At 64.9% G+C, this 14,127-nt stretch carries 11 protein-coding genes and 1 pseudogene; 8 read left to right on the top strand and 4 right to left on the bottom strand.

The annotated features are described in order from the left end of the window. Positions 1-8 precede the first annotated feature (8 nt). Entirely contained in the window at positions 9-1,862 is a 1,854-nt protein-coding gene (locus BBA01S_RS28955) for an ATP-binding response regulator (RefSeq protein ID WP_027819501.1), read from the top strand. On the opposite strand, the gene BBA01S_RS28950 is transcribed toward BBA01S_RS28955, so the two are convergent. Further along, on the bottom strand, positions 1,859-2,713 hold the full coding sequence (locus tag BBA01S_RS28950; protein WP_027819500.1) for a helix-turn-helix domain-containing protein: 855 nt from the start codon (positions 2,711-2,713) through the stop codon (positions 1,859-1,861). The two genes, BBA01S_RS28955 and BBA01S_RS28950, sit on opposite strands and share 4 nt — an antisense overlap. Positions 2,714-3,074: 361 nt before the next feature. Between BBA01S_RS28950 and BBA01S_RS28945 the strand changes: the two genes are divergently transcribed. Next, positions 3,075-3,770 carry a C39 family peptidase gene (locus BBA01S_RS28945; RefSeq protein ID WP_042298090.1) on the top strand — a complete coding sequence of 232 codons (696 nt, stop codon included), beginning with the start codon at positions 3,075-3,077 and terminating at the stop codon, positions 3,768-3,770. Between the two features lie 70 nt (positions 3,771-3,840). On the opposite strand, the gene BBA01S_RS28940 is transcribed toward BBA01S_RS28945, so the two are convergent. Then, positions 3,841-4,797 carry a LysR family transcriptional regulator gene (locus tag BBA01S_RS28940; protein WP_027819498.1) on the bottom strand — a complete coding sequence of 319 codons (957 nt, stop codon included), beginning with the start codon at positions 4,795-4,797 and terminating at the stop codon, positions 3,841-3,843. 15 nt (positions 4,798-4,812) lie between these two features. On the opposite strand from BBA01S_RS28940, the gene BBA01S_RS47100 reads away from it, so the two are divergent. Then, complete coding sequence (locus BBA01S_RS47100; RefSeq protein ID WP_156966120.1) at positions 4,813-5,007, top strand: hypothetical protein; 195 nt, start codon at positions 4,813-4,815, stop codon at positions 5,005-5,007. A gap of 159 nt (positions 5,008-5,166) precedes the next feature. Here BBA01S_RS47100 and BBA01S_RS28930 read toward each other — a convergent pair whose 3' ends face one another. Next, entirely contained in the window at positions 5,167-6,219 is a 1,053-nt protein-coding gene (locus tag BBA01S_RS28930) for an NAD(P)-dependent alcohol dehydrogenase (protein WP_027819497.1), read from the bottom strand. A 411-nt stretch (positions 6,220-6,630) separates the two neighbouring features. On the opposite strand from BBA01S_RS28930, the gene BBA01S_RS43225 reads away from it, so the two are divergent. The 3 genes and pseudogenes from BBA01S_RS43225 (at position 6,631) to BBA01S_RS43215 (ending at position 10,848) form a co-directional block, all read left to right on the top strand. Further along, on the top strand, positions 6,631-7,557 hold the full coding sequence (locus BBA01S_RS43225; protein ID WP_042298068.1) for an AraC family transcriptional regulator: 927 nt from the start codon (positions 6,631-6,633) through the stop codon (positions 7,555-7,557). 64 nt (positions 7,558-7,621) lie between these two features. Continuing rightward, positions 7,622-8,572 (top strand): annotated as a pseudogene (locus tag BBA01S_RS43220) (2-hydroxyacid dehydrogenase); the annotation flags it as partial. Between the two features lie 239 nt (positions 8,573-8,811). Beyond that, a complete protein-coding gene (locus tag BBA01S_RS43215) occupies positions 8,812-10,848 on the top strand; it encodes an EAL domain-containing protein (RefSeq protein ID WP_167336052.1) in 2,037 nt (678 codons plus the stop codon). Between the two features lie 245 nt (positions 10,849-11,093). On the opposite strand, the gene BBA01S_RS28910 is transcribed toward BBA01S_RS43215, so the two are convergent. After that, entirely contained in the window at positions 11,094-11,861 is a 768-nt protein-coding gene (locus BBA01S_RS28910; RefSeq protein WP_027819495.1) for a bestrophin-like domain, read from the bottom strand. 360 nt (positions 11,862-12,221) lie between these two features. On the opposite strand from BBA01S_RS28910, the gene BBA01S_RS28905 reads away from it, so the two are divergent. Together BBA01S_RS28905 and BBA01S_RS43210 are read left to right on the top strand one after the other, a co-directional pair. Beyond that, positions 12,222-12,851, top strand: coding sequence for a response regulator transcription factor (locus BBA01S_RS28905; protein ID WP_156966119.1), 630 nt, complete (start codon positions 12,222-12,224; stop codon positions 12,849-12,851). 148 nt (positions 12,852-12,999) lie between these two features. Further along, positions 13,000-14,100: a sensor histidine kinase gene (locus BBA01S_RS43210; RefSeq protein ID WP_052391935.1), complete on the top strand. Its 1,101-nt coding sequence runs from the start codon at positions 13,000-13,002 to the stop codon at positions 14,098-14,100. The last annotated feature ends 27 nt before the right edge of the window (positions 14,101-14,127 follow it).

The raw sequence follows: 14,127 nt of genomic DNA, 5'->3' as shown, positions 1-14,127 counted from the left end.
TCCACGTAATGCATCGTCCGCTGCGGCGCTTCCTGCATGTGCTGATCTGGATTGTCGCGCTCGCGCCGCCGGTGATGGCAGTCGGCTACCTGCTCTACGCAAACCTGCTCAATCCCAAGGTCGTCCAGCGCCTGACCGGCAACTACGACGGGCTCTACTGGGACGCCGCGCAGATGCAGATTGCCTACGCTCGCTTCGAGAGCCAGTTGCTGATCTACGCCGACGGCATCGACCGCGATCTGGACAAGGTGCGGCTGCGCTACGAGGTGCTGCAATCGAAGCTCAACGTCATGAAGGGCTCGACGCGCACGCTCGCGAGCATGCCGAGCCTGATGAAACTCCAGCAGCAGGATCTGGCCGTGATCGACGCCACCATCGCGCCGTTCGACGCGCAGATCGCCACGCTCGCCGAGAAGCCCGAGCGCGCCGTGCCGATGCTCACCGCGCTCGACACGCACTGGACTGAGGTGACCGATCTCGCGCTCAACCGCCGCTTTGCCGACGTGACCGAGCGCGAGGCGATACGCCGCGACTTCATCGCCAAGCGGCGCGAGCTGTTCGCGGCGGGCCTGGTGCTGCTGATGCTTTCGGCGGCGGCGGCCGTGCTGCTCGTGATGAACGGCTATCGGCGCACGCGCCTGATTCGCCAGCAGCACGCGGCGCTGGAAGCCGAGCACCAGGCGACCCGCGCCGCGCGCGAGGCGAGCAACGCCAAGGACGCGTTCCTCGGCATGATCAGCCACGAGCTGCGCACGCCGCTGCACGCCATCGTCTCGTCGATCGAGCTGCTCGGCTTCAACTCGCATTCTGAAGCCGACCGCAAGGTGATCCATCGGCTCGAAACGGCCGCGCGCCAGCTCGAAGCGCAGATGAAAGACCTGACCGATTACGCGCGCCTGGGCGCGGGCAAGCTGGAGCTGCGCCAGGAAGAGTTCTGTCCGCGCGAGCTGCTGCAATCGATCGTCGATGAAAACGAGCAGGCAGCGCGTGCGCGCGGGCTCGAATTCGCGCATGCGTGGCGCGGGCCGCAGCGCAACGTGGTGGCCGATCCGCACCGGATCCGCCAGATTGCGAACAACCTCGTGACCAATGCGATCCGCTATACGGAGCGCGGGTCGGTGCGCATCGAGTTCGCCGCGCGCGACACCGATGCAAGCGGCGCGCAGACGCTGGCGATCGTCGTGAGCGACACCGGGCCGGGTCTGGCGCCCGCGCAGATTCCGCTGATTTTCAAGGAGTTCACGCAGCTCGATACGTCGCGTTCGCGGCGTTTCGAGGGCGCGGGGATGGGGCTGGCGATCGTGCGCGGCCTGGTCGACCTGTTCGGCGGCACGATCGAAACCGATAGCCGCGTGGGCGAGGGCACGACCTTCACGGTGACGATCCCGGTCACGGCCGTCGAGCCGCCGTTGCCCGACGTGCCTGCGCCGCCCCTGCGCGCCGAAGCCGCGCCGCCGCTCGTGCTGGTGGTGGACGACAACCCGCTGGTGCGCGAGTCGCTGTGCGAAATGGTGGCGCATATGGGCTACGCGGCGCTCGCCGCGAGCGATGCCGATAGCGCGCTGGCGAGCCTCGACACCACGCCCTGCGATGTCGTGCTGCTCGACCTGCACATGCCGGGCCGCGACGGCTATGCGTTCGTGGCGGGGCTCAGGGCGAAAGCGGGTTTGCGCGCTTACAGTCAGCAGCCGCGCGTGATCGCCGTGAGCGCCGATGTGGCCGCGCTCACGTCATCGGAGCTGGGGGAGAATCCGTTCTTCGACGCGTTGCCGAAGCCCGTGCACTACGAAGTGCTGCGCGCCGCCTTGCAGCGCGCGTTCAATGCGCCGCGCGCCGGTCAGGACGCGAAGCGGCCGGGTTAGCTGCGATTGAGCCGCTTGGACAGATCGGCGACCAGGATCGCCATGCGCGCGGGCTTTTCGTAACACGCGACGTTGTAGTGGCGCACCACCTGACTGATTTCCGACTCGCTTGCCTTGCCGGTCAGCAACTCGCCGGTGAGCACGAAGATCGGTGCGTCGGGGTTCTCGGAGGCGCGCACCTGGCGGATCGCCTCGGCGGCGGTCTGGCTGCCGAACAGCCAGTCGATCACCACGCCGTCGAACACGTTGTGCTCCAGCGCCTGCGCAAACGCCGCGAGGCCGTAGAGCGCATGGGCCGCGTAGCCGCTGTGCTCCAGATAGTCGCGCAGGTTGTCGGCGGACGCCTGGTCGTCGTCCACCACGGCGATGAGCGGCTTGTCGGCTTCTGCGCGGCGCGGATAGATCTCGATCTTGTGGACTTCGCGCGCGTTCAGGTAGAGCGCGCCGTCCGGGCGCACCACGCGCCATTGACCCTGCTTCTCGTAGGCGACGAAGTCGGGACGCGTGCCCGGCTCCACCGGCGCGCCGATCCACGCCGTGCAGGCCAGCTCCACCGCGCTCACGCACAGCAGCGCGTCCTGGGCCGTCGCGCCCACCATGCCCGGATCGAGCAACTGCGCGCCGAACAACTGGGCCGCCGGTTCGCCGAACGCCTCGGCCACTTTCTTGATCTGCGCGAGCGTCCACGGGCTGTTGCCGCGCAGCTTGCGGTGCCCTTGCGAGAAGCTCAGCTCAAGAATCCTGCACAGCTCGGTGGTTTGCTGACGCTTGCCAATGCCATGACGGCTCATCAGCTCACGTACGCGCTCCGCGACCGCGGCTGAGTCGGTTGTGTGTGCAACGTTCGGCATACTGCTAATGGGGGAGGATCGAGTCGGATTGGGCTAATTATCTCGTGCCGCTGCAGGTCTGCCACAAGAAAAAATTCTGACAGAGCAAGGGCGCTCAATATTCTAAACGCATCATTTAACAATCGCTTGGCTTTTGTATGACAACATTAAGGGTCGGATTGAATCGGCGTTGCCGACGGGCCCGACCGCCCTGCGCAAGCGCCTGGCAGCGAGTCTTGAGCATTGCACCCGCACGCGTCACGAGGCTTTGCGACAATGGACTTTGTACGCGCATTTCTGAAGCCGGGGCGCAGATTTGCCCTTCAGACTGATTACAGTCGCATAACGTCACTGGGATGAGAAAAGCTTGAACGAAATCAACATGCAAGCATCGCGCGAACAGGTAACCGGGCAGCGCCGCGCGCTCGCTCAAGAGAAAGAAATCCGCCATTTCGGCGTGCCGTATTACAGCCAGTGGGGCAGTCCGGAATGGGTCGAGCGCATCGTCATGGACGACGCCGATCCCTGCGACGACCCCGCGTGGCGCGCGAGCGGCTTCGCGCAGCCGGAGCAATACCGGTTCTGGGCCAAGCGCTTGTGCGGGCTGACCTGCTTCGAATCGGCGCTCGATTACTGGGGCATTGAGCACGCGCCGCGCGCCGCGATGCTCGAAGAGGCGCTCAAGCACGGCGTCTATCGCATGCGCGAAGACGGCGGCGTGGACGGGATGATCTATGCGCCTTTCGCGGCTTGGGCCGAGTCGGCCTACGGCGTGCGCGTCGAGGTCATGACCGACGAAACCATTCAGGCGAGCGCCGCGCGTCTGTCCGCGGACACGCTCGCGATTGTCTCGGTGAGCCCCGAGATCCGCTACCCGGAACGCCCCAACGACAGCCAGGGCGGCCATCTGATCCTGCTGCACGGCCGTAGCGACGGCGGCGTCTGGTTCCACAATCCGTCGGGCGTGAAGCCGTACCAGGCCGATGCCTGGCTGCCCTACGACACTGTCTCGCGCTTCCATGCCCGGCGCGGCATGGCGCTCACGCGCATCGTCGACGACAACCTCGCCGACGACTAAACCCGTAGCACATCCAGGCGGCGCGGCGGCTCTGATTCGGGCCGCCGCGCCGCTTTCTCATCACAACCCCTCACGCCGGCTGCAACCCGCCCAGCAACTGACGCACGCGCGACAGGTCGCGGTTGAGCGCGCCCGCGTCCTCGAACAGCTCCGCAAGCCAGTCGATGAACACGCGCACGCGCGGCGCGGGTTGGCGCGCCTTCACGAACGCCACCGAAACGGGCGTCGGCAGCGGCTTCCACTGCGGCAGCACCTCGATGAGCGCGCCGCTGTCCAGGTACTGCTGCGCGGCCAGCAGCGGCGGCTGGACGAGCCCATAGCCTTGCAGCCCGCAGGTGAGATAGGCGAATTCGTCGGAGACATGCACGAAGCCGTCCACCTTCACCTTGGTCGGGCTGCCGTCCACCTCGAAGTCGAACTCGTACGGGCGGCCCGTCAGCGGCGACAGGAAATTCACCACGCGATGCTGCGCGAGTTCGTCGAGCGAAGCGGGCGCGCCGTGGCGCGCGAGATACGCCGGACTGGCGCAGGTCACGTGTTCGAGCAGGCCGAGGCGGCGCGCGGCGAGCCCCGAATCCGGCAACTCGCCGAGCTGGATGCTGCAATCCACGCCTTCGCCGACCAGGTCGACATTGCGCAGGCTCACGCCGATCACCAGATCGATCTGCGGATAGCGCGCGTGGAAATCGTGGAGTGCGGGCAGCACGATCGCGTTGGCGATCAGCCCCGGCATTTCCACGCGCAGACGTCCGCCAATCGCGCCAGGCGACTGGCGCACGCTGGCTTCGGCATCGTCGATATCGGCGAGGATCTGCGAAGCGCGTTCGTAATAAGCGGCGCCTTCGGGCGTGAGCGAAAGACGGCGCGTGGTGCGCACGAGCAACTGCGTGCCGAGCAGCGCTTCGAGGCTTTGCATCAGCGTAGTGGCGGTGGCGCGCGGCATGTCCAGCGACTGCGCGGCTTTGGTGAAGCTGTTGGTGTCGACGATGCGCACGAACGTACGCATCGCCTGGATGCGGTCGATCACGGGCGAGCTCCTTCAATGACGGGCTTGAAAACTGAGCTAAAACTGCTGGAACGATTTCCGCGAAATATTCACGTGACGGCGCTCAAGCGCGCGGTGACGCAAAACGGCTGGAAAGCAGTGAGCCGCGCTGCGTTGAGAAACGCTTCGCGACGCCGGCGTCTCGCGGAAAGCGACGCGCGGCAGCGGTTGACCGTGCTGGTTCAGGCTTGAACGGCAAAGGCTTCGTTGGGTGGCGACGCACAAGGGCGCCGGCTCGACTACCTGAGGTACTGCGGGAGGCCGGAAAAGTTGGCCTCGAAGCGGAGGGCTGGCGGGCCGTCCGGAATGGACGGCCCGGCGGGGCAGAGCGTTACGTCGTGGGCTGCGCGCTTACTTGCGCAGCGTGTCGATATCGATGACGAAGCGGTACTTCACGTCGCTCTTGAGCATGCGCTCGTAGGCGTCGTTGATGTCCTGCATCTTGATCATTTCGATATCGGACGTAATGCCATGCTTGCCGCAGAAGTCCAGCATTTCCTGCGTTTCCGCGATGCCACCGATCAGCGAGCCCGCCAGACGGCGGCGCTTCATGATCAGGTTGAACACCTGCGGCGACGGGTGATCGTGCTCGGGCGCACCCACCAGCGTGAGCGTGCCGTCGCGCTTGAGCAGCTCGATGAACGGGTTCAGGTCGTGCTGCGCAGCCACCGTGTTGACGATCAGGTCGAAGCTGTTGGCGTGCTTCGCCATTTGCTCCGGGTCTTTCGAGATCACGACTTCGTCGGCGCCCAGGCGCAGGCCGTCTTCGATCTTCGAAGGCGACGTCGTGAACAGCACGACGTGCGCGCCCATTGCGTGAGCGATCTTCACGCCCATGTGACCGAGGCCGCCCAGGCCGACGATGCCGACCTTCTTGCCGGGGCCCGCGCCCCACGTGCGCAGCGGCGAAAACGTGGTGATGCCGGCGCACAGGAGCGGCGCGGCGGCAGCGGCGTCGAGGTTATCCGGCACGCGCAGCACGAATGCTTCGTCGACGACGAGTTGCGTCGAATAGCCGCCGAAGGTGACGTCGCCGCTCACGCGGTCGTTGCCGTTGTAGGTGCCGACGAAACCGTTCTCGCAATATTGTTCGAGACCTTCTTCACAGCTCGAACAGGTGCGGCACGAATCGACGAGACAACCCACGCCGACCAGGTCGCCCACCTTGTAGCGCGTGACGCCCGGGCCCACTTCGGCGACGCGGCCGACGATTTCATGGCCCGGCACGACGGGGAACATCGTGTTGCGCCACTCGTTGCGCGCCTGGTGCAGGTCGGAGTGGCACACGCCGCAGAACTGCACGTCGATACGCACATCGAGTTCGCGCAGGTCGCGGCGCTGGAATTCGAAGGGAGCGAGCGGCGACTGGGCGTCGCGGGCGGCATATCCGTAAGTCGGGTACATATCGTGTGGCTCCTGAAACTGGGTTGCCTTAAAAAGCGCGGAAGAATGCGGTACTGATTTGCTACAAACGCAGCGCAAATGCCGAAGCGCAACGCGTGACGGCGCTGGACGATTCGGGTGTTGCGGCAGGGTTCCCATCGTAAGGATCGGGGCTCACCCAGGGAATACCTGAATCTATCGAAGACTTGCCTGATTCTCCTGGTCATCTGCGCAGTCAGGCATTCGGTGATAGATTGGCAAGCCTGTTTCTCCGCCTTTGTCGATGAATTTAGGGGCGCTTCTGTCATGAAAAACGCACAAATCGCCGATGCGGCGCCGCTCGCGGCCAGCACGGTTTCCCCAGCAGTTTCCCTTCCCGCTCATTGCGCATCCCAGCCCGCCGCGCAGGTCGCCGTGCAGAACGAGGACGCCATGCAGCGCCGCGTCGTCGACCTGTTGCTGCAACTCACGCAGCGCGACGGCGCGCACGAAAGCGCCATCGAAGGCGTGCGCCTGTATCGCGGCAGCGAGGGGCACCCACGCAAGCCGGTGATGTACGAGCCGAGCATTTTTATCGTCTGCCAGGGCCGCAAGCGCGGTTTTCTCGGCGACCAGACTTTTATCTACGACGCGCAGCAATATCTCGTGCTGTCGGTGCCGCTGCCGTTCGAATGCGAAACCGAAGCGACGCCCGAAAAGCCGCTGCTGGCCATTTCGGTGCGCGTCGACCTGACGATGGTCGCCGAATTGCTGATGGCGCTCGACGACACGCGCGGCAGCGCCGTGGCGGAGCCGGTCGGCATTTACGCCACGCCGCTCGACGCGCCGCTCTCGAACGCCGTGCTGCGCCTGCTCGAAGCGCTCGCGCATCCGGGCGACGCGCGCATCCTCGGGCCCGCGATCGTGCGCGAGATCTGCTACCGCGTGCTCACGGGCGAGCAGGGCGACGCGATCCGCGCGGCGCTCACGCATCAGCATCACTTTGGCCGCATCGCCAAGGCGCTGCGCCGCATTCACGCCGATTATCGCGGCGACCTCGACGTGGTGACGCTCGCGTCCGAAGCGGGCATGAGCCTCGCGGTGTTTCATGCGCATTTCAAGGCCGTCACGCTGACTTCGCCGATGCAGTACGTGAAGACCACGCGCCTGCATCATGCACGCATCCTGATCGCGCACGACGGCATGAACGTGAGCGCGGCGGCCACGCGTGTGGGCTACGAAAGCGCCTCGCAGTTCAGCCGCGAGTTCAAGCGCCTGTTCGGTTGCAGCCCCGCCGACGAGATGCGCCGCGCGCGCTCCGCCGCCGAAGGCGCCGTGCCGCGCGTCGAAGTCGTGGCGCGTTACGCGACTGCCGCCTGAACGTGATGCGAGCGTGATGCTGAACGTGCCGAATTGATTCGTATGCCGAAGGAATGACGCCGATATGAACGCCGCGATCCCCGCCGACAAACCCCGCCTGCTCGTGCTGATCCCGCTCACCGACGGCGACCGCGCCGTGCTGGCTGAACGTTTCGACGTGCTCTACGCGCCAGACGCTTCGCAGCGCGCGGCGGCGGTCGAGCAGCAGGGCGGGGCCGTGCGCGCGGTGCTCACGAACGGCACGACGGGCCTTACCGCAGACGAAATCGATGCCATGCCCGCACTCGAACTGGCGGCGGCACTGGGCGCGGGCTACGAGAACATCGCGCTCGACCATGCGCGCTCGCGCGGCATCGCGCTGTGCAACGGCGCGGGCGTGAACGCCGATTGCGTCGCCGATCATGCGATGGCGCTGCTGCTCGCCGCCGTGCGTGCGGTGCCCCAATACGACGCCGCCTGCCGTGCGGGCGTCTGGCGCGACGCCTTGCCGATGCGGCCCACGCTCACGGGGCGGCGCCTCGGCATCGTCGGCTACGGGCATATCGGCGCGAAAATTGCGCGGCGCGCGGCGGGCTTCGACATGGTCATCGGTTATCACAACCGCAAGCCGCGCGAAGCGACGACCGCGCGTTACTTCGAATCCACGCTCGCGCTCGCGCAGTGGAGCGATTGCCTCGTGATCGCCACGCCCGGCGGCGCGCAGACGCAGCACCTGGTCGATCGCGCCGTGCTCGACGCGCTTGGGCCAGATGGTTTCCTCGTCAACGTTTCGCGCGGCAGCGTGGTCGATACGGCGGCGCTGGCCGCCGCGCTCACGCAAGGCACGCTGGGCGGTGCGGGCCTCGACGTTTATGAAGGCGAACCGCAGCCGCCGCAGGCGCTCATCGCGCTGGAGAACGTCGTGCTCACGCCGCACGTCGCGGGCACGTCGCCCGACGTGCGCGCCGCCACGGTGCGCAATTTCATCGACAACGCCACGCGTTGTTTTGCAGGCGAGGCGCTGCTGACACCGCTTTATCGCTGCCTTGAAACGGTTTTAACGCAGCGGCGCGCGCAGTGCCGCTTTTTGCCGCCAACGCCTGGCGTTTTCCCGCCCCTGACCCCGCTATGTACGCTGGGGCACGGCCGTGCGCGCGGCCATGCCGTATCATTGCGCCTAAAGCATCGCGTACTCGCTCGCTGCTTCGCCCGTTGCCTCGCGCGCCGCGCATGGACGGCCGACTTCCCGCCCGGGAGCCTAGAGGCGTTAAGCAAATGCACACACTCATCGAGGCATTGCAAGGCACTGCAGACCTCGTGGTGAACCGTTTCTACGAGGAACTGGCTCGCCTGCCCAAGTCCCGACGCATTCTGGAAATGTTGTCGGAGCAGGAGCTCGCCCAGCTAAAATCGCGGCAGATCCAGAATCTCCTCGCTATCGCCGAGCCCGGATTGACCTCGAAGGCGCACGCCGAAATGGCAATGCGTATTGGCCGCATTCACGCCATCGTCGGGCTCGACAAGGAAGAACTGGTGCGCAGCCGCGGCATCCTGCAAGAACTGCTCTACAAGCTGATTGGACGCAACGTGAGCAGCCAGGCACTCTCGCTTTATGCACGACGCCTTACCTCCGATACCGCCTGGCAATTGAAAGCTTATCAATCCGTCGAAGACTCGCAGCAGGACGTGCTTCAGCGCATCACGCGCATCGTCTGGGAAGCGGGCAGTTACACGCACTTCATCGACCAGGTGATTGCAACGCTCGCCGCCCACGATGAAGTTACGGCCTGCGCCATCGGCCGCCCCGACGCGGCCGGCATTTTCCATTTCGAAGCCGGCACGGGCGGCACCGGCGGCGACGGCCTGCTCGACGTGCTGGTGACGCAAGGCCAGGAAATCAGCGTACGCGCCGATCATCCGCACGGCCAGGGCGCCGTGGGACGCGCGTGGCGCAGCGGCAATCCCGAGCGCGTGGTGAACTACCAGACCGATCCGCTCGTGGAGCACTGGCGCGAGGTGGCGCAGCGCGAAGGGCTGCGCTCGGCGGTGGCGCTGCCGCTGGCCGCGCCGGGACAGACGCCCATCGCCATCCTGATGCTCTACAGCGCGTATCCGGGCGGTTTTGTCGGCCCCGATCAGGTGGCGTTCATCGAGCTGCTGCAAACGCTGCTGGGCTGCGCCGTGACGCGCCTGCAAACGCAGGATGGCCTGCATGTGGCCGCCGTGCCGATGAGCGTGCGCCAGCATTGGGCCGCGCTCGTGCGCACCGGCGCGCTGGAGATGCACTACCAGCCGCTCCTGAGCCTCGCGAGCGGAAACTGCAGCAAGGTCGAGGCGCTCGCGCGGCTGCGCGACGGCGACCGCCTGCTCATGCCCGACGAATTCCTCTTCGCGCTAGCTTCCGACGACCTGCTCGAACTGTTCGCGCGCGGCCTGCAACAGGCGCTGTCCGATCGCGCGCAATGGCTTGCGGCAGGCCACGACCTGGAAGTGTCGATCAACCTGCCGCCTGCCGCGCTCAACGATATCCGCTACTTCGACGCCACCTGCGAGACGCTGGCGGCGCACCAGTGCCCAAGCGGGCGCCTGACACTCGAAGTTCTGGAGAACGAAGCATTGTCGCTGAACCAGGGGCAGCGCGCGATTCTCGCGAAATTTCGCACGCTGGGCGTGCTGCTGGCGCAGGACGATCTGGGCTCGGGACATAGCGGTCTTGCGCGGCTGCGCGAGCTGCCGTTTGACTGGATCAAGATTGACCGCGAGATCGCGCATCTGGGCGGCGACACCACGCTTGACGCGCTGCGGGTGGTTTATCAGGTGACGCGGCTGGGGCATTCGCTGGGCAAGCTGGTGCTGGCCGAAGGCGTCGACGCGGCGGATCTGCTCGAAGCGCTGGCGATTCTCGGCGTGGACGGCGCGCAAGGTTATGTGATCGCACGGCCGATGCCGGCTGACGAACTCGCCGTGTGGATCGGCGGCGCGCCGCACGTGCCGCACACCGGTGCGGCGCAGAGTGTGCTCGCGCGGCTTGCGCGCTTTATCGTGTGGGAAGAACGTGTGCGGATGATCATGGCGACGCCTGGCGCGGCACGCGACCTGCCAGGCGCAGCTGAATCGCGCGAGCCGCTGGCCGAAGCGCTGGTGGGTCTCGGCGATATTCTGCCTGCCGGTGAAACGCGCGACGAGGTTCAGCGCGACCTGCTGCGCGCGCTGCCGGGCGGCCGCGAAAGCGCCGCGTGGCGCGTGGCGATGGCGCGGCTGATGCTGGCTATCGAAGCCGCCGCGCAAGAGGCCACGGCGACTGCCAGCTAGACCATAAAATGAAATGGGCTTTCCACATCCTGTGGAAAGCGACTCGCCGTTTGTTTCAGCCGCTCCCGGTAGACCCGCAATCTGGCAATTGCAACACTTTGATTTTTGCCTGCCGGCAGAGTTGTCGCAGACGCGGTGAGCTCGTCACCCAGTCCGCAGCCCATCTGGCGAGCGGCATGTCCGCGCGAACCAGGGCGCGGCGACTATCTCCTGCATGGGCGTCCATTGCACTTTGTGGCCAGCGATTATTGCGGTGAAAACGACTGCTGGAGACTGATGAGATTGAGCGGCGCAACCCGGATAAGTCCTCCGCGCGGGCTGTCGATATCGGCGATCAGGGCAAGCGAGAGGGACACGGTAAAGGGCAGCACGAACAGCAGCACGCGCCGCCCGCTGCCCGCCCGGATGCCGTAGCCCTGCATCAGGTTGCTGAAGAAGGCAATAACGATCATGAGCATCCACGCCGAGAGCGGAATACGGTTGATCCAGGCCGCCTGAGTGTAGCCCTGCGTATTGAGCACATCGTTCATCCCCGCGACGGCGAGCGCCGTGACGGGATTGGGCTGGATGAGGGCGGCGTCGCGCACCGTCGACCACAGCCGTCCTTGAAGATCCGCCGTCTTGCGGTTATTGGCGTCGAGTTCGTCGGTATTGCGGGTCTTGTAGTAATCGATGCGCAACTGAAGATACTGCGCCAGCAGCGGCCTGATGGTTGCTCCGCCTGCCGCGCCGAGCAGGTCGGCGCGGACGTACTCCGTGCCTATCGCATTGGCTTCTTCCTCTTCGTAGTTCTTGCGCTGGTCATAGCGGCTCACAGCCATCGACAGCGTGAAGCCGATCAATAACGCAAGAAGCGTGAGCGTCGCGCCTTGCACCACATTGAAGTTTTCGCGTGCGTCCTCGGAAAGCGGCGCGATGCGGTGCAGCAGGAGCGCGCCGAGCGATGCGCCGATCGAGAGCAAAACGACTAGCACGACGAAAAGGATCGCCGGATGATGGATGAGCTGTGTCATAAAGGTTTCCAGATGTCGTGCGTTATTGATCTTTTTTTGACGGAATTTACACCATTTATTTTCATGTCAACTGTGAGGCCTTTTAAAGCGTGTTTTTCAAATATTGAGAAAATTTCCATTGGGCATGTTTGAAAACTATTTGAATAATCCTGTGAGTCGATCTGTGAAGTCGATTCATAAAGCACTTATGTCCGGTATTCGGACAGCCAGGCAACATCATTTCAAATAACTTGCTATAAAGCTTTCCATCTGCACAGTTCCGAGAGCTCAGGGAGGGGCGCGAGGAAAAAAATAACGTGCGCATGCAAATGGGCTGCAGACCTCTGTCCGGTTTCGGTTATTGCAACAATGGAGCAAACCGTGAGCGAATCTGCAAACAAGCTGGTTCATGTGGTCGATGACGACGCTTCCATGAGAAAGGCACTGGGTAGAGTGCTCAATCACTCCGGCTATGCGGTGAAGGAATACGCATCGGTGGGCGACTTCCTCGTGAGCGACCCGCACGACTGGACGGGCTGCCTGCTGCTCGACCTGGTGCTGGGCGGCCCGAGCGGACTTGAGCTTCAACAGGTGCTGTCGCGCCAGCAGCGCGCACTCCCTATCGTATTCATGAGCGCATACGGCGACATACCGCAAACCGTGCAGGCCATGAAGGCCGGTGCGGTGGATTTCCTCGTCAAGCCTATTGAACGCGACGCCTTGCTGGGCGCGCTGGCAACGGGCTTCGGCGGAGCTGCGGCCAGTGACTCCAGTCACACGACCGTGACACCGGAGTCGACCAACGATGTGATCTCGTATGACCTTGGCGAGCGTGAAAAAAGCGTGCTGCGCGGCATTGTTGCAGGGCGGCGCAACAAGCAGATCGCAGCCGACCTCGGACTGTCCGAGCGGACGATCAAAAGCTGCCGCGCGGGCCTGATGCGAAAGTTCGGCGCGGGCTCGCTTGCCGATCTGGTGCGTTACGCGCAGACGCACGCTTGCGCTGCATAACGCTCGGTAAAAGGGCGCCGGCTCGCGCGGTATCGTGACAGGCCCGGCAAGCCGCATCCACCTGCTGAGCATTCTTCGAACGACAGGGCGTGTTTATGTACGGTCGTGAGACTGGCTGTGCGTATTGTCCGGGCGGAGCTTCATCGTGATGGTCAGGGCGAAGACAAGCGGGCATCTCGTCGGTGCCTGGCTACGCGCGGGCGTGTTCGTCCTGTGGAGCATCGGTGTGCAAGCCGCATCGTCGATGCAGCCCGTGCAACCCGTGCAACCCGTGCAACCCGTGCAGCCCGTGCAACCCGTGCAGTCGGTGCAGCCCGCGCGCTGCACGGCGAACGTGGCGCAGATCGAGCGCTACGGCCTCGCCGTCGCCGCGCTGCCGCCCGATTGCCTGTTGCTCAATCTCCCGCACTCGCTGTTCCGGGAATATCGCATCGCGATGCTGGTGATGCTGGGCGTGCTGATTGCCCAGGGCGCCACTATCCTCGCGTTGCTCGCGCAGCGCCGCACCCGGCGGCGCGCGCAAGCCGAAGCCGTCGCGCGCCGCAGCGAACTGGCGCGGGCCGCGCGCTTCGCGACGGTCGGGGAATTGAGTGCATCGATCGCGCACGAAGTCGGGCAACCACTCGGCGCGATCCTGAGTAATGCAGACGCCGCGGAACTGTTGGTGAAGGCCTCGCGTGTCGATCACGCCGAACTCCAGGAGATCCTGGCCGATGTCAAACGTGACGCGCTCAGGGCCAACGAAGTGGTGCAGCGCCTGCGCGCCTTGCTGCAGAAACAGGGAGTGACCTTCTGTGTGCTGCCTCTTGATGAAACCTTGCGATGCGCCCTCACACTCGTCGAACCCGAGGCGAGGCGCCGCAACATCATGGTCGACACGCGCCTGGCTGCCAACCACGTCGAGGTGCTGGGCGACCGCGTGCAACTGCAACAGGTCGTGCTCAATCTTGCCATCAACGCGATGGACGCCATGCACGACACCGAGCCGGGGCGTCGGTTGCTCACGCTCGAATCGGCGCTGCTGGAGCACGGCGTCGAGTTCAGCGTCACGGATCGCGGGGCAGGAGTCGATGCGGCGCTCGCGCAGCGCCTGTTCGAACCGTTCTACACGACCAAGGAGCATGGAATGGGGCTGGGGCTTTCGATCGTGCGATCGATCGTGGAGGCGCATCGCGGCAAGGTGAGCGTCGCGTCGCGGGACGGGGGCGCGACGTCGTTTGTTGTGTGGTTGCCGCGTGCAACGCGCTGATTGCACTGATTGCATCGACTGCACTGA

Origin of the sequence: Paraburkholderia bannensis NBRC 103871 (assembly GCF_000685015.1) — a bacterium.
In the GTDB taxonomy this organism is placed as follows: domain Bacteria; phylum Pseudomonadota; class Gammaproteobacteria; order Burkholderiales; family Burkholderiaceae; genus Paraburkholderia; species Paraburkholderia bannensis.
Note: the sequence above shows the minus strand (reverse complement) of the source record. Positions and strands in the feature narration are given on the sequence as shown.

Coding starts and splice junctions, on each gene's coding strand:
- BBA01S_RS28910 (WP_027819495.1), bottom strand. CDS start 11,861: ATGACACAGCTCATCCATCATCCGGCGATCCTTTTCGTCGTGCTAGTC.
- BBA01S_RS28945 (WP_042298090.1), top strand. CDS start 3,075: ATGCAAGCATCGCGCGAACAGGTAACCGGGCAGCGCCGCGCGCTCGCT.
- BBA01S_RS43215 (WP_167336052.1), top strand. CDS start 8,812: ATGCACACACTCATCGAGGCATTGCAAGGCACTGCAGACCTCGTGGTG.
- BBA01S_RS28955 (WP_027819501.1), top strand. CDS start 9: ATGCATCGTCCGCTGCGGCGCTTCCTGCATGTGCTGATCTGGATTGTC.
- BBA01S_RS43225 (WP_042298068.1), top strand. CDS start 6,631: ATGCAGCGCCGCGTCGTCGACCTGTTGCTGCAACTCACGCAGCGCGAC.
- BBA01S_RS43210 (WP_052391935.1), top strand. CDS start 13,000: ATGGTCAGGGCGAAGACAAGCGGGCATCTCGTCGGTGCCTGGCTACGC.
- BBA01S_RS28930 (WP_027819497.1), bottom strand. CDS start 6,219: ATGTACCCGACTTACGGATATGCCGCCCGCGACGCCCAGTCGCCGCTC.
- BBA01S_RS28950 (WP_027819500.1), bottom strand. CDS start 2,713: ATGCCGAACGTTGCACACACAACCGACTCAGCCGCGGTCGCGGAGCGC.
- BBA01S_RS47100 (WP_156966120.1), top strand. CDS start 4,813: ATGACGGGCTTGAAAACTGAGCTAAAACTGCTGGAACGATTTCCGCGA.